Source organism: Lacinutrix algicola, assembly GCF_001418085.1.
Classification (GTDB): domain Bacteria; phylum Bacteroidota; class Bacteroidia; order Flavobacteriales; family Flavobacteriaceae; genus Lacinutrix; species Lacinutrix algicola.
The window spans coordinates 141,623-162,429 of record NZ_LIQH01000021.1; the positions used below are offsets into that span (position 1 = coordinate 141,623).

The 20,807-nt window shown below is 30.4% G+C and carries 22 protein-coding genes; 17 read left to right on the forward strand and 5 right to left on the reverse strand.

Features of this window, described 5'->3' with window-relative positions:
* Positions 1-64 precede the first annotated feature (64 nt).
* Positions 65-547: a 5-(carboxyamino)imidazole ribonucleotide mutase gene (purE, locus tag ASC41_RS02115; protein ID WP_055434985.1), complete on the reverse strand. Its 483-nt coding sequence runs from the start codon at positions 545-547 to the stop codon at positions 65-67.
* Positions 548-683: 136 nt separating this feature from the next.
* Between purE and ASC41_RS02120 the strand changes: the two genes are divergently transcribed.
* The 6 genes from ASC41_RS02120 to ASC41_RS02145 all read left to right on the forward strand — a co-directional run bounded on the left by ASC41_RS02120 (position 684) and on the right by ASC41_RS02145 (position 7,451).
* Complete coding sequence (locus tag ASC41_RS02120) at positions 684-1,451, forward strand: alpha/beta fold hydrolase (RefSeq protein ID WP_055434986.1); 768 nt, start codon at positions 684-686, stop codon at positions 1,449-1,451.
* Positions 1,448-2,146, forward strand: a complete 699-nt coding sequence (locus tag ASC41_RS02125; RefSeq protein ID WP_055434987.1) for a helix-turn-helix domain-containing protein — start codon at positions 1,448-1,450, stop codon at positions 2,144-2,146. The genes ASC41_RS02120 and ASC41_RS02125 overlap by 4 nt, the downstream gene beginning before the upstream one ends.
* 289 nt (positions 2,147-2,435) lie before the next feature.
* Positions 2,436-3,812: a T9SS type A sorting domain-containing protein gene (locus ASC41_RS02130; RefSeq protein WP_055434988.1), complete on the forward strand. Its 1,377-nt coding sequence runs from the start codon at positions 2,436-2,438 to the stop codon at positions 3,810-3,812.
* Positions 3,813-3,877: 65 nt separating this feature from the next.
* Complete coding sequence (locus ASC41_RS02135; RefSeq protein WP_055434989.1) at positions 3,878-5,635, forward strand: hypothetical protein; 1,758 nt, start codon at positions 3,878-3,880, stop codon at positions 5,633-5,635.
* Between the two features lie 39 nt (positions 5,636-5,674).
* On the forward strand, positions 5,675-6,022 hold the full coding sequence (locus ASC41_RS02140; RefSeq protein WP_055434990.1) for a hypothetical protein: 348 nt from the start codon (positions 5,675-5,677) through the stop codon (positions 6,020-6,022).
* A gap of 4 nt (positions 6,023-6,026) precedes the next feature.
* Positions 6,027-7,451 (forward strand): LytTR family transcriptional regulator, encoded by a 1,425-nt coding sequence (locus ASC41_RS02145; RefSeq protein ID WP_055434991.1) that lies wholly within the window; start codon positions 6,027-6,029, stop codon positions 7,449-7,451.
* Position 7,452: 1 nt separating this feature from the next.
* Here ASC41_RS02145 and ASC41_RS02150 read toward each other — a convergent pair whose 3' ends face one another.
* On the reverse strand, positions 7,453-8,607 hold the full coding sequence (locus tag ASC41_RS02150; RefSeq protein ID WP_055434992.1) for a 5-(carboxyamino)imidazole ribonucleotide synthase: 1,155 nt from the start codon (positions 8,605-8,607) through the stop codon (positions 7,453-7,455).
* A gap of 125 nt (positions 8,608-8,732) precedes the next feature.
* Here ASC41_RS02150 and ASC41_RS16565 point away from each other — a divergent pair, with 125 nt between their 5' ends.
* From ASC41_RS16565 to obgE, 3 genes are read left to right on the forward strand one after another with little or no spacing between them, the layout of a single operon-like run.
* Entirely contained in the window at positions 8,733-9,842 is a 1,110-nt protein-coding gene (locus ASC41_RS16565) for an adenylate kinase (RefSeq protein WP_083477117.1), read from the forward strand.
* Between the two features lie 3 nt (positions 9,843-9,845).
* Positions 9,846-10,073, forward strand: coding sequence for a PLD nuclease N-terminal domain-containing protein (locus ASC41_RS02160; RefSeq protein ID WP_055434993.1), 228 nt, complete (start codon positions 9,846-9,848; stop codon positions 10,071-10,073).
* Between the two features lie 35 nt (positions 10,074-10,108).
* A complete protein-coding gene (gene obgE / locus ASC41_RS02165; RefSeq protein WP_055434994.1) occupies positions 10,109-11,107 on the forward strand; it encodes a GTPase ObgE in 999 nt (332 codons plus the stop codon).
* 50 nt (positions 11,108-11,157) lie between these two features.
* Here obgE and ASC41_RS02170 read toward each other — a convergent pair whose 3' ends face one another.
* Positions 11,158-11,628 (reverse strand): hypothetical protein, encoded by a 471-nt coding sequence (locus ASC41_RS02170; RefSeq protein WP_055434995.1) that lies wholly within the window; start codon positions 11,626-11,628, stop codon positions 11,158-11,160.
* A 130-nt stretch (positions 11,629-11,758) separates the two neighbouring features.
* Between ASC41_RS02170 and ASC41_RS02175 the strand changes: the two genes are divergently transcribed.
* The 4 genes from ASC41_RS02175 to ASC41_RS02190 all read left to right on the forward strand — a co-directional run bounded on the left by ASC41_RS02175 (position 11,759) and on the right by ASC41_RS02190 (position 14,854).
* Positions 11,759-12,268 (forward strand): DUF4136 domain-containing protein, encoded by a 510-nt coding sequence (locus ASC41_RS02175; protein WP_055434996.1) that lies wholly within the window; start codon positions 11,759-11,761, stop codon positions 12,266-12,268.
* Positions 12,269-12,355: 87 nt separating this feature from the next.
* Positions 12,356-13,135, forward strand: a complete 780-nt coding sequence (locus ASC41_RS02180; protein WP_055434997.1) for a hypothetical protein — start codon at positions 12,356-12,358, stop codon at positions 13,133-13,135.
* Between the two features lie 39 nt (positions 13,136-13,174).
* A complete protein-coding gene (locus ASC41_RS02185; protein ID WP_055434998.1) occupies positions 13,175-13,639 on the forward strand; it encodes a hypothetical protein in 465 nt (154 codons plus the stop codon).
* An 84-nt stretch (positions 13,640-13,723) separates the two neighbouring features.
* Complete coding sequence (locus ASC41_RS02190) at positions 13,724-14,854, forward strand: DinB family protein (RefSeq protein WP_055434999.1); 1,131 nt, start codon at positions 13,724-13,726, stop codon at positions 14,852-14,854.
* Between the two features lie 43 nt (positions 14,855-14,897).
* Here the strand turns inward: ASC41_RS02190 and ASC41_RS02195 are convergent, their stop codons facing one another.
* Positions 14,898-15,497 (reverse strand): methyltransferase domain-containing protein, encoded by a 600-nt coding sequence (locus ASC41_RS02195; RefSeq protein ID WP_055435000.1) that lies wholly within the window; start codon positions 15,495-15,497, stop codon positions 14,898-14,900.
* Positions 15,498-15,569: 72 nt separating this feature from the next.
* Between ASC41_RS02195 and ASC41_RS02200 the strand changes: the two genes are divergently transcribed.
* The 3 genes from ASC41_RS02200 to ASC41_RS02210 all read left to right on the forward strand — a co-directional run bounded on the left by ASC41_RS02200 (position 15,570) and on the right by ASC41_RS02210 (position 18,591).
* Positions 15,570-16,028 (forward strand): RNA methyltransferase, encoded by a 459-nt coding sequence (locus tag ASC41_RS02200; protein ID WP_055435001.1) that lies wholly within the window; start codon positions 15,570-15,572, stop codon positions 16,026-16,028.
* 27 nt (positions 16,029-16,055) lie between these two features.
* Positions 16,056-16,937, forward strand: a complete 882-nt coding sequence (gene era / locus ASC41_RS02205) for a GTPase Era (RefSeq protein WP_055435002.1) — start codon at positions 16,056-16,058, stop codon at positions 16,935-16,937.
* Between the two features lie 130 nt (positions 16,938-17,067).
* On the forward strand, positions 17,068-18,591 hold the full coding sequence (locus ASC41_RS02210) for a choice-of-anchor I family protein (protein ID WP_055435003.1): 1,524 nt from the start codon (positions 17,068-17,070) through the stop codon (positions 18,589-18,591).
* Between the two features lie 41 nt (positions 18,592-18,632).
* Here ASC41_RS02210 and ASC41_RS02215 read toward each other — a convergent pair whose 3' ends face one another.
* Complete coding sequence (locus ASC41_RS02215; RefSeq protein WP_055435004.1) at positions 18,633-19,133, reverse strand: hypothetical protein; 501 nt, start codon at positions 19,131-19,133, stop codon at positions 18,633-18,635.
* Between the two features lie 99 nt (positions 19,134-19,232).
* Between ASC41_RS02215 and der the strand changes: the two genes are divergently transcribed.
* Positions 19,233-20,540 carry a ribosome biogenesis GTPase Der gene (gene der / locus ASC41_RS02220; protein ID WP_055435076.1) on the forward strand — a complete coding sequence of 436 codons (1,308 nt, stop codon included), beginning with the start codon at positions 19,233-19,235 and terminating at the stop codon, positions 20,538-20,540.
* The last annotated feature ends 267 nt before the right edge of the window (positions 20,541-20,807 follow it).

The window sequence follows — 20,807 nt, forward strand, 5'->3', positions numbered from 1 at the left end:
TACTCATATATAGAAAGATTAATAGCGATTAAAAGCCCAGGAGACTGGGCTTTTATATTTTATACTATTTAATATTCTTAGAAGCAGTCTCCACTTTTATTTTTAATTCTTCTTTATAAGCTATAATTTTATCTAAAACAACTAGATCACTAGATCCTATTATTTGTGCTGCTAAAATACCAGCATTTTTAGCTCCATTTAATGCAACTGTTGCAACAGGAACTCCTCCAGGCATTTGTAAGATTGATAGAATAGAATCCCAACCATCTATAGAATTTCTGCTTTTTACAGGAACACCAATTATAGGTAAAGGAGATAAAGAAGCTACCATTCCTGGTAAATGTGCAGCACCACCAGCACCAGCAACAATTACTTTTATGCCACGTGTGTGTGCATTTTTACTGTAATCGAATAGTTTTTCTGGTGTTCTGTGTGCAGAAACTATATCTACTTCAACTTCTATATCAAAACTTTTTAAAATGTCTATTGCTTCTTGCATTACTGGAAGGTCGCTATCGCTTCCCATTATTACGCCTACTTTGCTCATAATTATTGATAAAAAATTATATTTTATATACATACAAAAATACAGTTTTGAAATGTTATTTTTTGGATTTTTAAAATATAAAATTTTGATTATAATGATGAATTTATTAGGTTAGACGTAACCTAATCTATTAAAAATGAACTTTAAAGTCGCTATTGGTAACAAAGGAGGTGCATTAATTTGTATTCATGGTAATTCCTCTTCTTCTAATATATTTGATACAATTGTATCGGAATACACTAAATATAGTATAACATTACCAGGGCATGAAGTTGATAAGTTTTGTGTTAATGAGAACGCAGACTATTCACTAACTAAATATAAAGAACAACTTATTTCATTTATTAACGCATTAGATATTCCTGTATTTTTAATTGGAAATTCCCTAGGTGGTCATTTAGCGATAGAAATCGCTCATGAGATTAATGCTTTGAAAGGTTTAATGATTTTTGGTGCTCCTCCAATAGAGAAGCCTATTAATTTTGATGAAGCTTTTTTACCTGTTCAAGCGCTACAAACGTTCTTAACTCCAAAACCAGATAAAGCCTCTGTAATAGAAGCTTGTAAAGTTACTTTGTCTAATCAAAATCATTTAGAGACAATAAAGGGTTATTTTAATGATACAGATCCATTAGTTAGGTCTCATACTGCTAATGATATTATGAGTGGTAATTGGAGTGATCAAAGAGAATTGTTCGTGAGTTTAAAGTGTAATAAATATATAATTCATGGGTTGCAGGATCCTTCGGTTAACATAGAATACTTAAAAAAAGTTGTCAACGCCTGTAGTATACATTGCGAATTAATTACAATAGATAAGTGTGGACATTATCCTAGTTTGGAACAGCCTAAAATATTAAATAATACACTTAGTAAAGTGTGCGATAATGTATTCGCAATATGAGTGTTTTAAATGAAAAAGAATTTTTAATCACCAATCAGCAATTTGCATTTAAACTTCGCGATTTGTTTTTAGCTAATCGCGATTTATTTAATCAGTTAGAAGAGTATTTACCTTATAGTATTCATGTTAATAATAAAGAAACATTAGACTTAATTTATTGTAATGATAAGTTGTTGAGTAAGGGTCCAGAAATGGTAACGCTTAAAGAAGTTGGAGCGACTTACTTAGATAAAATATCGTGTCCTAAACTATTAAACTTAGCTAAGAAAAAAGCAAAACAATTTAAAGTTAATCAAGATTTTAAAGAGGTAGTATCTTATCCTCAACATCTTAAAGTAAGCGATAAAATGACTTTTTTTTATTCTAATAAGCTTCATTTAAATTCAGAATATTTTTTTAATATCTCAAACTTTATGGACGATTTAGGTGCTTTGGGGAGTGTTTTTAATTCTATATTTATAGTGTTGCAAAAATCAAATATTGATTGGCAATGTTTTCAGAGTTTAACCAAAAGAGAAAAAGAAATATTAGATTTATTAGGGCAGGGACATTCAACAAAAGTAGTTTCAGAACAATTATTTATTTCCGAACGAACAGTGTCTACTCATAGAAAAAATATTTACTTTAAAACAGGGTGTAAAAATATAGTAGAGTTAATAAATTTTAATTTGGCTTTGAAAGTATTGAAGTTTTAGGTTTAATTTTTGAAAGTGTTTTTTGTAGTTAAATACCCTCTAAAGGGTATTTTTTTTGTTCATTTTTTTCTAAAATTTGTTAAAGAATTTAAACCTCTGCATTAATAATGGTTTTTGCAATTATTTAACAAATGCATTTCGTGATATATAACCTGTATTTCGTGACATTTATTTCCATAAGCCTTGATTTTGTTGCAGTTTTGATTTGCTATTAATCAATTGTTTTAAGGCCCTTTGCTTTAATTTAAGTCGAGGGTTTTAATTATAAATGTAACTAATAACTATATATATGAAACTGAAAATTACTTTATTATGTCTTGCAATTTCTGCAATTTTAAATGCACAGACAACAGCTATTCCAGACGCTAATTTTGAACAAGCCTTAATAGATCAAGGAATTGATACTAATGGATTAAATGGTGATGCACTTTCTCTTACTTTTTTAGATGTTTCTAGTAAAGGCATTGTAGATTTAGAAGGTATAAATAGTTTTGTTAATTTAACTTATTTAAATAGTGCATTTAACAGCTTGAATAGTGTTGATGTTTCGGGTCTAATAAATTTAGAAACATTAAATGTTCAAACGTGTAGTTTAGTTGGAGTTCTAGATTTAGCTAATAATACCAATTTAAGAAACTTATACGCAGATAATAATCAAGTATCGTCAGTAAGTTTTTCTACAAGTAATTTAATTGAAAATATAAATTTAGATAGTTCTAATTTAATTATGATTGATGTATCTAGTTTTAGTGAATTATTCCAATTAGATGTGGGTGGTAATGTAAATTTATCTAGTTTAAACGTTAGTCAAAATCCCAAGCTTCAGTTGTTGTCTTTGGAGAATACACAAGTAACTAGTGTAGATTTAACACAAAACCTATTATTAGAATATTATTATCATGGTAATGTGCCCTTAGGTAGTTTAGATTTATCATCGAATACTTTACTAAAGGAATTAGCTGTTTTCAATAGTAATTTAACAACATTAATCTTAACAGATAATGAGCAATTAGAAAGATTGTGGATGGGAGCCAACTTAATAAGTTACTTTGACTATAGTGTGCTTCCTAATTTAAAGCTACTAAATGTCTATGATCCGCATCCAAGCTATAAGTTTACAACAATAGATTTGGCAAACAATCTGGAATTAGAGTCTTTAAACCTGTCATTTCAAGATATAGAAAATGTGGACTTAAGTGCAAATAATAAATTAACAAGCGTTTTTCTGTATAACACAAATATGACAACTTTAAATTTGAAAAATGGCGCAAATAACATTTTGCAGACAATTAGTATAGGTATGAATTCTAACCTTAGTTGCGTGCAAGTTGATAATGTTATTCAGGCAAACCAAAATGTAACAAATAGTACTTGGTATAAAGACGCTGCAACTGTTTTTTCTGAAGATTGTAGTACTTTAAGTGTTCAAACTCAAAATATAGAACATAAGTTGACTATATATCCCAATCCAGCGGTTGATGTTTTAAATGTTAAAAGCTCTAAAGCTATTAGTTCTATAGAATTAAGTGATATAAATGGAAAAACTATTTATAAAACGAATGAAGCTTTACAACAATTAGATATGAGTACTTATAATTCTGGTTTGTATTTTTTAAAAATAGAAACGGAGGCTGGTGTGAGTGTGAAGAAGGTTGTGAAGGAGTAACCTAATTTAACAACTAAATTTTATTATAATTTTTTAAATATTAATTTACTTAATACAGGCAAACTATGAAAAATTTCAAGCTATTATTGGTGCTTTGCTTATTTGTTTTAAATGGATTTGGGCAGGAGATTCACGATGAGGATAAGGTTGATGGGAGTATTAGATTGTCTTTGTCTAGCTATATAAGTTCAGCAAAAGTTTTAACCTACAAAGACTATGTAAATACAAACCATAATACTCAAACTTTATTAAAGACTTTTCAAAATCCAGGATTAACCAATTATAGAAGTATTTCTGATTTATTTATGGCTGAGTTAAATTTGTCTATGGATGGTTTAAGCTTGTCGCAAATTACTAAATTTAATATTCCTCAAGATGATTTATATATAATTTTGAGTCAAAAAAAAGAGAACTTATTCTACGGAGATAAAATTTTAGAAGCATATAAAATTGAAGCAAATAATAAAATAATTTATTTCGTTAATAAAAATAATGGTGTTTTCTTAAAAAAGCATAACAATATAGTATCAAGTATTGCTAATGGTTACGTCTATACCTTAAACGTAAACTATGATTGTGAAAAGAGTCAAGTGGTTTCTGAAAATGTCCTTGATAATAATTTAGCTGGTATTAAAAATGCAGTCTTTTTTGGTAACGAGGATGCTGTTAGTAGTAATACTGCAATAAGTTATTTAAATGGAACTGATGGTGATAAAATTAATGTTGGTTTTAACTATGCTTATAAACAAAATCATTTTTTGAATACAAGTATTTATAAAAGTTCCAAAGGAAGTTCCTTTTTTAAAGATGGTGGATGGCAAGATAATATTGGTGCAAGTCTAACTTATAATTATGTAAAGTACGCCTCTCAATTTTTTGATAGAAATACATGTGAAATCTTAGAGGGAAAAAGAAAGGATTACTATAAAAAACTTAAAGAGGAAATTATAATTTACAGTAATCAGTATATTTCTATAAAGAATGAGATAAAAGAATTAGAAGTTGAAAAGAAAAAAATTATTAGAAATAATAACTCACTTTCTATTGATAATATAAATCGAATTGACAAAATTGATTCAATGTTAGTTGTGTATAACAAGAAGCAAGCAGAGTATGATAAAATATCAAGAAATACGACTAAATATATTGATGATAAAATTGAGAAATTTGACGAGGAAAATGATGTTTTACAAGGGCATTATTTAAAATGGTGGTCTTTTACTGGTAATATTGAAAATCAAAACTTGAGTTTGGATTCTTTAAATATGGAGGCTTTGAAAGATCCAATTAAAAATATACCAACATTAAAATTTGGAACTGCATTTAACTGGTCCAGAGAAAATAATGCTTTAAACAGTAGTCGTTTAAATGGATTTGCACAACTATTTGTAAACGTAGAAATGAGTAGCTTTCTACAATCCATTCAAAAAGATAGAACACCAACATTACTAGAATTAGATAACGAAGTTTTTGTTTTTGATGATTTAGGAACACAATTAGGTAAATACTCAGATTTAAAAAGAGCCTATTGGACCTCAACAATAGGTGGTAATTTTACAAGTTTTCCATTCTCTAAGCATATTGGTTTAACAAGCATCTTTAATCATCGGTTTGCTTTACAAGATTTAGAAAACATAGACTATAAAAATAGATATACAGCACAAGTAGGATTAGTATTTAGAGTCCAAAAGGATGATGTGAATAAAGCTAGTTTTAGAATTTTAGCAGGAGCAGAAGATTTGCTTTACAGCCAAAAAACATTTAAAGATGCTTCTGTGAAAATAAGTGTAGGAATACCTTTCAATCTTTTTACTAAAGAATAAACTATTATATTTATAAACTAACTAATTAAAACCAAAAAGATGATACCATTTAATGCCAAAGTAGAAATTTGTAAAGACAATACTAAAAAACTTAAAATAACTTTTCAGTGTGTATCTAATGAACTTAAGGAGCTTAAGGAATTTAAAATTAAAAGTGTTAAAAATATAAATTTAGATGGTTTTGAATTAGTCATTATTCAGATTTCGCATTTTGATGGTATTACAATTAATAAAGGTGAATCTAGCCATGGTGTTAATTACGAAATTGATACGGAAATTGATATGAAATACAAAATAGCATTATTGTATAATGACAATAAAAATAAAGGAATAGCAACTCCAGAGCAATCAGGAAACGGTGGAGTAGTTGGAGTAACATCTTGTTAAATTTTTGAAAAAACTAATTTTCATACTACTTACACAATTTGTTTTCGCCCAACAAATTCCAATAGATTCAATCTCTTACGAGTATTTTTACGAAAAAGAGCTACAACAAATTGTGCAGTTAAAGCAACAGTTTAAAAGCAAACCATTTAATGCGAAAAAGCAGTATGAAATAGCCGAAACCTACCAGCGTATTAATTGCGAAGATTCTGCTTACGCAACCTATTACAAAATATATGAGCACGAAAAAGTTGCTAGAACCTTTAAAAAAGAAGAGTATAAAGAGCTACTATTCCAATTACATAAAGTAGAAACAAGCAAGCATAATTACGATAAAGAAACACGTCATTTTTTAAACGAATTAAGATCACTTTCTAAAAATGATAGTAACGATAAGTGGAGAGCCAAAACAGATCAAGAATTAGCAATTGATTATTTTGTAGATTCTTCTAATTACAAAGTTGGTTACCCAAAATTGTTGGCAGTACAGCATTCTAATTATTACAAAAATAATAAGGAGTTTAAAGCAGCAACATTATCTACGTTAGGTAATTTTAGTATTACATTAAAAGATTATGAGACAGCTTCAAGTTTGTTAAATGAGTGTTATCTAATTGCATCACAAAATGAAGATCATCTACATCAATCGTATGCTAAAGTTAACATGGCAGTAAATCAATTGTATCAACAAAATTATTTAGCTGCTATCAATAATTTAAATGAAGTTGAAACCATTCCGAATAAAAAGTATTTAGTTAAAATAAATAGAATTGTACACAGGCTTAAAAAGCGAGTTTATGATAGTATTGGAGATGTTGAAAATGAGAGGATTCAAACATTGTATGTTCAAAAATACGATAGCTTAGTAGATGACTTTAGAAAAAACAGTAATTTCTATGAGATAGATGTAGCCTTCCAAACCAAAGAAAAAGACAAAAAAATTAAAGAATTAGATTTGCTTCAAGAGGCTTCAAAAAAGAATAGAATAGTATTTGGTGTTTTGCTATTTCTAGTGTTTCTACTAGCTTTATATTCTTTTGTACGCTGGAAAAAGTCAGATAGAAATAAGAAGCTTTTAGATGCAGAAAATAGAAATTTAGGAATAGAAAATGAAAAAACGAAAACAGAATTAGAAACGGTAAAGTCCTTAGTAACTAACGATTATATTCTACTAAAAAATAAGTCTAAGGTCTATTTAAGTGAGTTAATTTATGTAAAATCCGATGGTCACTATTTAAATTTGTTCACAACCACCAAAAAGGAATTTGTGAGAGGTAAAGTTTCAGAAATTGAAAAACAACTACCACCAAACTTTGTAAAATGCCATCGCTCTTATATTGTGAATCAGAATTTTATAAAACAATTTTCAAGCACTGAAGTTTTTATGGAAAATGGAGAAGCAATACCATTATCCAGAGGTTTCAAATTCTAGATTACTTTGCAATTACTCTAATGGTATTCTTCACTTCTTCAGCAATTTTACGTGCAATATTTAAATCTTCATTTACAATAGTAACATGACCCATTTTACGAAAAGGTCGTGTTTGTTTTTTGCCATAAATATGTGGTGTTACACCATCCATTTTCATAATCTCTGCAATGTTTTCATAAATAACATCACCAGTATAACCTTCGGCACCCACTAAGTTCACCATAATACCACCAACTTTGCTATCAGTTTTGCCTAAAGGTAAATTTAAAATGGCTCGAATATGTTGTTCAAATTGAGATGTGTAACTCGCTTCTATAGTTTGATGGCCAGAATTATGTGGCCTTGGCGCTACTTCGTTTATTAAAATGTCATCGTCTTTAGTTTGAAACATTTCTACTGCTAAAAGACCAACATGATTAAAAGCTTTAGATACTTTTAAAGCAATTTCTTGAGCCTTTAAAGCAACTTCTTCCGAAATTCTAGCAGGACAAATAACATACTCTACTTGGTTGGCTTCTGGATGAAACTCCATTTCTACAACAGGATATGTTTTTACATCTCCGTCTGGATTTCTAGAGACAATAACGGCAAGTTCATTTTTAAAATCGATAAGCTCTTCTGTAATACATTCTCCTTTTGGTAAATCTTTTAAATCATCCATTACGCGAACAACTTTTACACCAGTGCCATCGTAGCCAAATTGAGCACTTTTCCAAACAAAAGGAAACTCTAATCCGCCATTTAAAATAGCATCTTCAATTTCTGAAGCATAAGCAAATCTGGAAAACTCTGAAGTTGGTAAATTGTTGTCTAAATAAAATAATTTCTGTTTCGCTTTATTCTGAATTATTCTTAAATTCTTAGAACTTGGGTATACTTTTATTCCTTCTTTTTCTAATTTTTCAAGGGCATCAACATTAACGTTTTCAATCTCGAAAGTTAAAATATCTACTTGTTTCCCAAAATTATAAACAGTGTCAAAATCCATTAAATCACCTTGAGTGAAAGCATTACAGGCCATTTTAGAAGGCGCTTCATCGCTAGGATCTAAAACATAAGTTTGTATGTCGAATTTTCTAGTGTTGTAAAGCATCATTTTGCCTAATTGTCCACCACCAAGAATACCTAATTTGAAATTTGAAGAGAAATAGTTCATTTTATTGTTGAAATTAGAGAGGCAAAAATACATTTTATAAAGTGAAAATGCCCTAAAATGATGGGTCAAAAATCGTATTTCGATTAACAAATACGTATCTTTGCCACTTTCCTAAAACGAATATAATGATTAAGCTACACGACAAATATTTTAAGCCTTTTATTTCTGCTAAAGAAATAGATACAGCTGTGTCTAAAATGGCTGCAGATTTAGCTAACGATTTAGGAGATGAAATTCCTGTATTTATTGGCGTTCTTAATGGTTCGTTTATGGTGGTTAGTGATTTTGTAAAAAAATATCCTAAACCATGTGAAGTTACTTTTATTAAACTTGCTTCTTATGAAGGTGTTAAATCTTCAGACGATATACAACGTTTAATAGGTTTAACTCAAGACTTAACGGGTAGAACAGTAGTTATTCTTGAAGATATTATCGATACAGGAAAAACGCTTCACGAAATTCACAGAATTTTTAAAAATGAAGGTGTAAAACAACTACTAATAGCAACATTGTTTTATAAACCAGAAGCTTATAAAAAAGATTTTAAATTACATTATGTTGGTATAGAAATTCCTAATAAATTTATTGTAGGCTATGGTCTGGATTATGATGGATTAGGAAGAGATTTACCAGAAGTATATCAATTAAAAACAATACAACACATGACTAATCTAGTATTATTTGGTCCTCCAGGAGCAGGTAAAGGAACACAGGCTAATTTTTTAAAGGAAAAGTATAACCTTGTACATATCTCGACAGGAGATGTGTTTAGGTTTAACATGAAAAACGAAACCGCTTTAGGTAATTTAGCAAAATCGTACATAGATAAAGGTGCATTAGTTCCAGATCAAGTAACTATAGATATGCTTGAAGCAGAAGTTGAAAAAAATGCAGATGCTAAAGGATTTATTTTTGATGGTTTTCCACGAAATGAAACACAAGCAGAAGCACTAGATAAAATGTTAGATGCTAAGGATTCTAAAGTAAACGCAATGATTGCTTTAGAGGTTGAAGATGAGATTTTAGTAGAGAGATTACTAGAAAGAGGAAAAACTAGCGGTCGTAAGGATGATTCAGACGAGAGTATAATTCGTAATAGAATAAAGGTTTATTATAACGAAACAGCAATATTAAAAGATTACTATTCTGCGCAAAATAAGTATTACGGTGTAGATGGTTTTGGTAGTGTTAGCGATATTACAGAACGTTTGTGTGCTAGTATAGACGCATTATAAAAATTGAATTTAGTAGTATTACATAGTCCCATCGGTACATTTCAGGTTATAATACTGTTTGTAGCGTTATTGTCTTTTGTTTTATTTTTCTTAGCGTTTATAAGTGTTATTTTAAATAAATTCAAGGGTAATGATAAGTTAATGTGGGTGTTAGTAATATTACTTGTGCCTTTTTTTGGACCAATTGTATATTTTGCTATTGGAAGAAAAGGGAGAATAAAAAGAGCATAATTGCTTATTAACAAATAGAGTAAAGGATAATAATTATGACAGAAGGAAATTTTGTTGATTACGTAAAAATGCACGTAACCTCAGGTAAAGGAGGTTCGGGTTCTACGCATTTACACCGCGAGAAGTATCTTGCAAAAGGTGGACCAGATGGTGGAGATGGTGGACGTGGAGGCCATATAATATTAAGAGGGAATCCTAATCTTTGGACTTTAATACATTTAAAGTTTAAAAGACATGTTCGTGCTGGACATGGAGGAAACGGTAGTAGTGGAAGAAGTTCTGGTGCAGATGGAGAAGATATGTATGTAGATGTGCCTTTAGGTACAGTTGTTAAAGATACAGAAACTGACGAAACACTTTTTGAAATCACCGAAGAAGGTGAGGAGAGAATTGTGGCTACTGGAGGAAAAGGTGGTCGTGGTAACTGGCATTTTAAAACGTCTACAAATCAAACACCACGTTATGCACAGCCAGGAATTCCTATGGAAGAAAGGGATATTACTTTAGAGCTTAAATTATTAGCAGATGTTGGTTTAGTTGGTTTTCCAAACGCAGGAAAGTCTACGCTATTATCTGTAGTTACTTCAGCAAAACCAAAAATTGCAGATTACGAGTTTACAACACTAAAACCTAATTTAGGTATTGTAAAGCATCGTGAGTTTCAGAGTTTTGTAATGGCAGATATTCCTGGTATTATAGAAGGTGCAGCCGAAGGTAAAGGTTTAGGTTATTACTTTTTACGCCATATAGAACGTAACTCTATTCTATTGTTTTTAATTCCAGCAGATGCGCCAGATGTTAAAAAACAATACGATATTTTATTAGATGAACTACGTCGTTACAATCCAGAAATGTTAGATAAAGATAGATTTATTGCCATTTCTAAATGCGATATGTTAGACGATGAGCTTCAGGCAGAACTTAAGGAAGAACTTGATAACGAGTTGCCAATACCTTATGTGTTTATCTCATCTGTAGCGCAACAAGGCTTACTTGAACTTAAAGATTTACTTTGGGGAGCATTAAATCCTTAAAATTTTTTAAACTATATAAAAAAAATTTAATTAAAAATGCCTAAATTCAATTAATAGTAGCTTTTTTTATGATATTTTTTCAGTCTTAATAAAACGGCATGTATAGTGTCAAAATCATCAGTGCCTACAAAAAATGTTTTCGAATTAGATTTTATTTTAATAGCACTGCCGGTGCTTACATTATATAATAAGCCATGTGGTGTTAATCTAATACCAATGCCATAAAGAGCAGGTGTATTAATGTTTTCTATAGAATCGTAATTAATATCTTTAATTTTTAGCGAATGTTTAAGTAGTCCTATTCCAAATTTAGCTTCTATTTTTTTGCTATCAATTGTAATGGTTAATTTATAAAATGTTAAACCAATTAAAAGGAAGAGTAGCATAAGAATTACTAAAACAGATAAAGGTATTGGGTTACTTCCGGTTTGTAGAATAAAAAGAGTGGCTATAGAAATAGCAACTATACTTATAATTCCTGTTATTAATTTTCCGTATTGTGTTTTTTTATAGAGTGTCATGCTGTGTGTAATTTAGTAATTATACATCAAATATAAAAAGCAAATGGTATTAAAAAGTTAAAGTTATAACGAACGGTCTACAGGCATAGTAAATGGTATTATTTTTGTTATTTTTATAAAAAAAGCAATTATGAAATTTTTAAAATATTTACTATTAGTTCTTTGTGTTACTTCTTGTGCTCCAATTTACGTAAACTACGATTACGAGAAAGCGACTAATTTTTCAGAATACAAAACCTATAATTTCTTTAGTAATATAGAATCTGGTTTAAATGGGTTAGATGAAAAACGCTTAATTTCAGCATTAGAAACAAAGCTAAATGCAATGGGTTTAGAGAAAACTGAAAATGCAAGTTTTTTTATAGATATAAAGAGTGAGGAGTTTGAGTCTAATTCTAACAGTGCTGTTGGTTTAGGCGTTGGTGGAGGTTATAGTGGCATTTCTGTTGGTATTCCTTTTGGTCAAACTAATATTAATAAACAAATTACTGTTGAGTTTGTAGACGAATCTAAAACAGGATTGTTTTGGCAAGCCACTAGTGAGTCTGGTTTTAAACAAAATCAAAAACCAGAAAAACGAGAAGCACGTTTTAAAGCTATTGTAGAAAAAATGTTAGCAGGTTATCCTCCTGAAAAATAATAAGTAGTTAACTTACTGTTAATTGCTATTGTTTTTAGGTATTGGTTTTTATTTTTAAATCTTGTTAAAAGCAAAAACCAACCAAATATGCAAAACCCAACTACGATTGTTAAATGGTCTGTATTAGAGAAAATAGGCTTTAGATTCAGTTTTATTTATTGCTCTCTTTTTATCATTTTACAAAATAACGGAGCTTATCCATTTTGGGAATTCATTATGGTTAAGCCAACGGAGTGGATGCAACAGTTCATTCCTTGGTTTGCAAAAACATTTTTAAATCTCCAAAAACCAATTACGGTATTTACTAATGGAAGTGGAGATACTACTTACGATTATGTTTGTGTTTTAGTATTTTTTATTCTTGCTTTAATAGCTACGGTTGTTTGGTCAATTGCAGACAGAAATAAACCAAACTATAAGACATTGTATTACTGGATAACAGTAGCAATACGATTTTATATTGCATTTATGCTTATTAATTATGGGCTTGCAAAAGTTATAAAGTTACAATTTCCTTCTCCATATTTCTATCGGTTATTAGAATCTTATGGAGATTCTTCTCCAATGGGATTAGCATGGACCTTTCTTGGTTTTTCTAAAGGCTACAATCTTTTTATGGGAATTGCAGAGTTGCTAGCAATATTGCTATTGTTTAGACGCACAATGACAGTAGGAGTTATTATTACGCTTATGACGGCTTCTAATGTTATGGCTGTAAATTACTTCTTCGATGTGCCTGTTAAAATTATGTCAACACATTTAGTGCTTTTTACTTTGTTGCTTTTATCTCATGATATTAAAAAGCTATTTCAATTCTTTTTTACAGATAATGCTGTTCGATTAACAACTGTTAATCAACCAGTTTAAAGTAATAATTGGTTTAAGCCTTTAGCGTTAATCTTTAAATTGCTTACTATTGGTTTTGTCTTAATTTATGGAGTTGTTGGAGGTGTAAAATCACTGTATAGCAATGGCGACATGGCTGCAAAGCCTAAAAATTATGGTTTGTATGAAATTACTTATTTTGAAAAAAATAATAAGGCAATTACTGCAGATGAAAATAATACAAATCGTTGGAAGTATATAATTATTGAATGGGAAGGTTTAATACAGATTCAAACTATGGATCATTCTAAATTATATTATAAAACAGAAATAGATTCTTTAACCAATAGTCTAAAATTAGAAAGTTACAATGATGCATCAGATACTTTTAATTTAAAACTAATAAATACAGGCCCAACCTTTAGAGTTGATGCTGTTTTTAAAGGCGATACAATCAAAGCTTTTGGTAACACTAAGCAAAAAGAAGATTTCTTATTAATGAATAGAGGTTTTAATTGGGTAAACGAGTATCCTTTTAATCGATAGCATAAGTTTAAAAAAAAAGAAACCGTAACAATATATTGCAGATATAGACGTATAGTTTAAATAGCAACATAAATTAACCAACCAATGAAAAAAGTAACAATGCTTTTTGCAACATTACTGTTTAGTATTATGGTAACTGCGCAATCGTCAGTAACAGTATCAAGAGAATGGACTTCTTTTAGTCAGTTCTTAGATATTCAATCAAAAACAAAAAAGAAATTCAAAGTTACAGCTTCTGTAAAAGTAGTAACAGAAGACGAACAAGCTTGGGCAGGCGTTTGGGCAAGAGTAGATAATAGCGAAGGCGGGATGGGTTTTTTCGATAATATGGGAGATCGCCCAATTACATCAAATAAATGGCAGTCGTATACAGTTGAAGGAACAATAGATAACAGCTCAAAAAGATTAAATTTTGGAGGATTATGTTTAATGAATGGAAAATTTTATTTCGATGATTATAAACTATTTATAGAAAATGATAAAGGTGTTTTAGAAGAAGTGCCAGTCGATAATGCAAGTTTTGAAACTGTTGTAGACAATAATGTCATTCCAAAATGGAGTCAGGGAGTTTCAAAAGGAAAAATAGTTAAAGTCGAAGAGTATAACGTTACTTCAACTATAGACACAGCCGAAGGTAATTCCGCTTTACTAATAGAAGGAAGTGGTATTGTGCCAGAAATAGTCTCTATAGGAGACATCGAAGGTGCTTCTCCTCAAATTGGAAATATGATTTCTATGTTAGAAGATTTAAAAAACCGTGTTGAAAGTAGGGTGAAAAATATGTCTATTTATGAACTAGATCATTTACACGACGAGAATGCGAATAGAATTGGTGCATTAATTATGCATTTGGCTGCTGCCGAAGCGTATTACCAAGTTGCAACTTTCGAAGGAAGAAATTTTAATGATGAAGAAAATGAAAAATGGGGAGCAGCAATGTCTTTAGATCAAGCTGGTAGAGACCAATTTAAAGGTCACGATGCAAAATATTATTTAGATATTTATAATGAAGTTAGAGCAAAAACCATTGAAGAATTAAAAAAGCGAGATGATAAATGGTTTGAAGAACAACAGCCAAGTTTTGGTTGGACAAACGAGTACTGCTGGTTTCATGTTATGGAACATCAATCTAGTCACTTAGGTCAGATATTGTTTTTAGCAAAACGAATTCCGCCAGAAGCTAAGCTTGAGCTTCCAGAAAATATAAAAAATTAATAAAAAAGGCTTCCAATAAAGAAGCCTTTTTATTGGAAGTTATTTACTGCTTTACAAAAATCCCAAAAAACTCCTTTCTATTAGAAATAGAATTATAACATGTTTCAAAGGTTTTTATCTTAAAATAAGGTTCTAAGTAAGATAAGTATAGTGCTTTGTCTCCTCCAAAAGGACGCTTTACAAAATCGTCTGTAAGCGGAATGTCAAACCATAAACCAGCAAGTTTTCCATTTGTGTTTAATAATTTAGACATCTGTTTAGCGTAGGCTTTTCGGGTTCCTTCTATAGGAGGGAAGGAACAGAAAAAGGTTTGCTCGATAATTAGATCGTAAGTTTTATTATGAGTAAAAAAATCAGCTTGTATTAATTGAGTTTCAGGAAAATCTGGATTTCTTTTTTTAAAAGCAACGAGAGGAATTTCAGAAATATCTAAAATAAATACATTTTTAAAGCCATTGTTAAAAAGATATTCAGCTTCATAAGCATTGCCAGCTCCCGGAATTAAAATTTTTAATTCTTTATTTTCTAATTGATCGAAATAAACTTTCAATGGTGTAGAAGGATAGCCAATATCCCAACCGGTTTTATCTTCTTTATAACGTTGCGTCCAGTAGTTTTTTGTTTCCAGGTCTTCGTTTTTCATCTTCAATTTTTATTAAAATTAAATAATAAAGTCTTTTAAGACTAATTTATTTAACTTTTATATTTTTGCAATATGGTAGATAACTTTGAAAATGAATATTTTGGAATAGGAATTCAAAATGGTAAAACACCAGAAAACTTAGGTGTTCTCTGGCGAACGGCTCAAAATTTAGGAGCGAGTTATATTTTTACTATTGGTAATCGCTATGCTAAACAGGCTTGCGATACGCACAATGCAGTAAAGTCTATGCCGTACTTTCATTATAATACTTTCGAAGATTTCTATAACAATATCCCTAAAGGAGCAAGATTGGTAGGAGTTGAGCTAGATGATACTGCGGTAGATTTAGAAACCTTTCATCATCCAAGACGTTGTGTCTATTTGTTAGGTGCCGAAGATCATGGATTGTCTAAACAAGCCATAGAAAAAAGTCATTTTTTAGTAAAATTTAAAAGCGAATTAAGCTTAAATGTTTCCGTTGCTGGAAGTATTGTGCTTTACGATAGAGGAATAAACAAACCAAGGTCGTAACTTTGTAGTCTGTAAAATAAGAAGATAATGAGTCATAAAGCAGGTTTTGTAAATATTATAGGTAATCCTAATGTTGGTAAATCGACATTAATGAATGCCTTTGTAGGTGAAAAACTATCAATAATCACATCTAAAGCGCAAACAACGAGACATCGTATTTTGGGTATTGTAAATGGTGAAAACTTTCAAGTAGTATTAAGTGATACTCCTGGAATTATTAAGCCAGCATACGAGTTACAAGCTTCTATGATGGATTTTGTTAAGTCGGCTTTCGATGATGCAGATTTACTTATTTACATGGTAGAGATTGGAGAAAAGGAATTAAAAGATGAGGCCTTTTTTAATAAAATTACTAGCGCTAAAATTCCTGTTTTATTATTATTGAATAAAATCGATAAGTCTGATCAGGCACAATTAGAAGAGCAAGTACAGTTATGGGCAGAAAAAGTGCCAAATGCTGAAATTATTGCCATTTCTGCTTTAGAAGGATTTAATGTAAAAGAAGTATTCGATAGAATTATTGAGTTACTTCCAGAATCTCCTCCTTATTATCCAAAAGATCAATTAACAGATAAGCCTGAACGTTTTTTTATAAACGAAACCATTCGTGAGAAGATTTTAATACACTACAAAAAAGAAATTCCTTACGCTGTAGAAATAGATACCGAAGAGTTTTTTGAAGAAGAAAAAATTATTAGAATACGTTCTGTAATTATGGTCGAGCGCGAAACACAAAAAGGTATTATTATTGGACATAAAGGCGCTGCTTTAAAAAGAGTAGGAGTAGAAGCTAGAAAGGATTTAGAAAAATTCTTTGGCAAGCAAATTCACTTAGAGCTTTATGTTAAAGTAAATAAAAACTGGAGAAGTAACCAAAGGCAGTTAAAGCGTTTTGGGTATAACCAGTAATTAAAGTTTAATTAACCTTTGGTTAATTTTAAACCTATATTTTTATTAAATACTAATCATTTCTTTATTTTGGCTTGACGTTTAGTTTACGTTAGAGTTTCATTTTTGTTGCTAATTAACAAACCAAATAATGAAATTTTTAAAACAAACTACTATTGCGTGTCTAGCGCTATTTACATTTGCTTGTCAAGATGATGATGACAATACTGTAAGCCAAAACAATAACGTAAATACAGAAGTTAATTTTCAGTACAAAACAACAATTAATGTTGGAGGTGAGGCTTCTGCAGAGATTTCTGCATTCGATGCTTTAACAAAGAAGTTGTTTGTTACTAATAGTGAGTCTAATGAGATTTCTATTTATAATATTTCAGATTTAGACGCGCCTATACAAGAAGCTTCAATAAATTTAAGTGCTTATGGAGCTCCTAATAGTGTTGCGGTTTCAAATGGAAAACTAGCCATTGCAGTAGAGGCCGGTGTTAAGCAAAACCCAGGTAAAATTTTAGTTTATAATACTTCAGATGCATCTTTAATTAATCAATATACTGTTGGGGCGCTTCCAGATATGGTTACGTTTTCTAATAATGGTAATATTATTGTATCGGCAAATGAAGGAGAGCCTAATGATGATTATACGGTTGATCCTATGGGAACTGTTAGTATTATAGATATTAATGATGATTCTGTTACAACTTTAGATTTCTCAGCATTTAACGGACAAGAAGCTTCTTTAGAAGCTCAAGGTTTTAGAGTTTTTGGACCAAATGCTAATTTAGCAACAGATGTTGAGCCAGAATATATTGCTATTTCAGATGATTCGCAAAACGCTTGGGTAACTTTACAAGAGAATAACGGAATTGCAAAAATAAATCTATTAACTAAAACGATAGAGGCTATTTATCCGTTAGGTTTTAAAGATTATAGTTTAGCGCAAAACTCTTTAGATGCTAGTGATAAAGATTTGGTGACTGAGCTTAAAAACTGGCCTGTAAAAGGGATGTACCAACCAGATGCTATTGTTTATGTAAATATTGGAGGAACAGAATATGTGATTTCTGCAAACGAAGGCGATTCGAGAGATTACGATGGCTTTAGTGAAGAAGAAAGGCTTAAAGATTTAACTTTAGATGAAGCTAATTTCCCTGCTGCTTTAAATTATTTAAACAATGAAAATCTAGGAAGATTAAAAATAACAACAGCCTTAGGAGATACAGATAATGATGGCGATTTAGAAGAGATTTATAGCTATGGAGCGCGTTCGTTTAGTATTTGGAATGCTAACGGAACATTGGCTTACGATAGTGGTAATAGTATAGCAACAGAAACATTAGCATTAACTCCAAATCAATTTAACGATGAAGATGGTAGAAGCGATGATAAAGGAGCAGAGCCAGAAAGTGTAGATGTTTTAAATATAGGAGATCAACGTTATATTCTTTTTGTAGGTTTAGAGCGTACAGATCAAGTTATGGTGTATGATATAACAAATCCAACTGCTCCAACTTTTTTAGCAATTTTATCTCATAGTGGAGACGAAGCGCCAGAAGGCTTGCTAGTTGTTCCTGCAGAGGATAGTCCTAATGGAAAAGACTTATTAATTGTGTCTAATGAAGATAGTGGTACAGTTACATTTTACGAAAATCAGCAGTAGTAATACATAATATATACATTTTACAAAGGCCTTAGTTTTTACTAAGGCTTTTTTAATACGCCATTCATAAAATTATTTAATAAATGCATTTCGGCATTGCCTTTAGATTTTCCTAACCGACCACTAAAATAAAGTGCAAACCAAATAATAACCATAAAAAAAGCTAAAGTTAGTTGAATAGAATAACTGTTTTGTAAAGACCAATTTGCGTATGCCCAAGTGCCAAAGCCAATAAATAAACAGATAACGATAAAGTGAAGAAACATAAAAAGCGTCCATATTGTTGGGTTTGGTCCAAATAAACCATGAATAGTACTGGTTTTTTTATCTTCATTTTCATTAATCTCCAAATGTAGTTGAGGTGACCAAAAGTGTTGTTTTTCTTTAGGAATTCTAATAAATACATGATCATCGACCCTAGAAACTATAAAATCTTTTTGTGTTGTTTTAGAGTGCTCAAAAAGGCTTAAAAGCGCCTCGTTGTCCTCATTAACCTCATGTTTAAAACGCGGTCTTAAAATTATTTCGTTAGATAATGACATTTTTAATGTTTTAAAAATTCAATTTACATTTTTTTCTATAACTAAACACTACCTTTGCAGGCGCTTACAGGATATGTAATGCAGACTAAAACGAAAAATATGAGTAATATAGTAGCAATTGTAGGAAGACCAAACGTTGGAAAATCAACATTTTTTAATCGTTTAATTCAACGTCGTGAGGCGATTGTAGATGCCGTAAGTGGTGTTACAAGAGATCGTCATTACGGTAAAAGTGACTGGAATGGAAAGGAGTTTTCATTAATAGACACCGGAGGTTATGTAAAAGGAAGTGATGATATTTTCGAAGCAGAAATCGATAAGCAAGTAGAATTGGCTATCGACGAAGCAGATGCCATTATATTTATGGTAGATGTTGAAGATGGAATTACTGGAATGGATGAGGATGTTGCTAAGCTATTACGTAAAGTTACAAAACCTGTTTTTTTAGTTGTAAATAAAGTAGATAATGGAAAACGTGCCGAAGATGCTGTAGAGTTTTACAGTTTAGGTTTAGGAAATTATTTTACTATTGCAAGTATTAATGGTAGTGGAACTGGAGATTTATTAGATGCTTTAGTTGAAGCGCTTCCAGAAAAAGAACAAGAAGAAGAAAAAGACGAATTACCAAGATTTGCAGTAGTTGGTCGTCCTAATGCAGGGAAGTCTTCTTTTATTAATGCTTTAATTGGTGAAGACAGATACATTGTAACAGATATAGCTGGTACAACAAGAGATTCTATTGATACTAAATACAACCGTTTTGGTTTCGATTTTAATTTAGTTGATACCGCTGGAATTAGAAAAAAATCTAAAGTAAAAGAAGATTTAGAATTCTATTCTGTAATGCGAAGTGTGCGTGCTATAGAGCATGCAGATGTATGTTTAATAGTTGTAGATGCTAATAGAGGTTTTGATGGACAAGTACAAAATATCTTTTGGTTAGCTCAAAAAAACAGAAAAGGTATTGTAATATTAGTAAATAAGTGGGATTTAGTAGAGAAAGACCATAAAACAACTAATGCATTCGAAAAGCACATACGTAAGCAGTGCGAACCATTTACAGATGTGCCAATTGTATTTATTTCAGCTTTAACAAAACAACGTATTTATAAAGCAATTGAAACTGCTGTAGAGGTTTATAAAAACAGAACTAAGAAAATTAAAACAAGTGTTTTAAACGATACATTCTTACCAATAATAGAAAATTATCCACCGCCAGCTTACAAAGGTAAATTTGTGAAAATTAAATACATTATGCAGTTGCCAACAGCGCAACCTCAGTTTGCATTCTTTTGTAATTTACCACAGTATGTTCGTGATCCTTATAAGCGTTTCTTAGAGAATAAATTACGTGATTTATTCGATTTTAAAGGTGTGCCGGTAAGTGTATACATGCGTAAAAAATAAGCACTTAAAAAGTGTGTTGAGTTTGTATTCTAGATAAAAATTAAGAATATAAATAATAAATTATAATGAAGCTTCTATTTAATAGTTAAATAGAAGCTTCATTATTTTTTTTGATGTAAAGAAGGTTTGTATTATTAGTAATAAAACAGATGCAAGAGCATAAAAAAATTAACATCTGTCTAATAAATAACACAATAGGTTGAAACTTTATAATTTCTTTAAGATTTTCATACTATAACTATATTACTTTCGTTTTTTTATTTTACG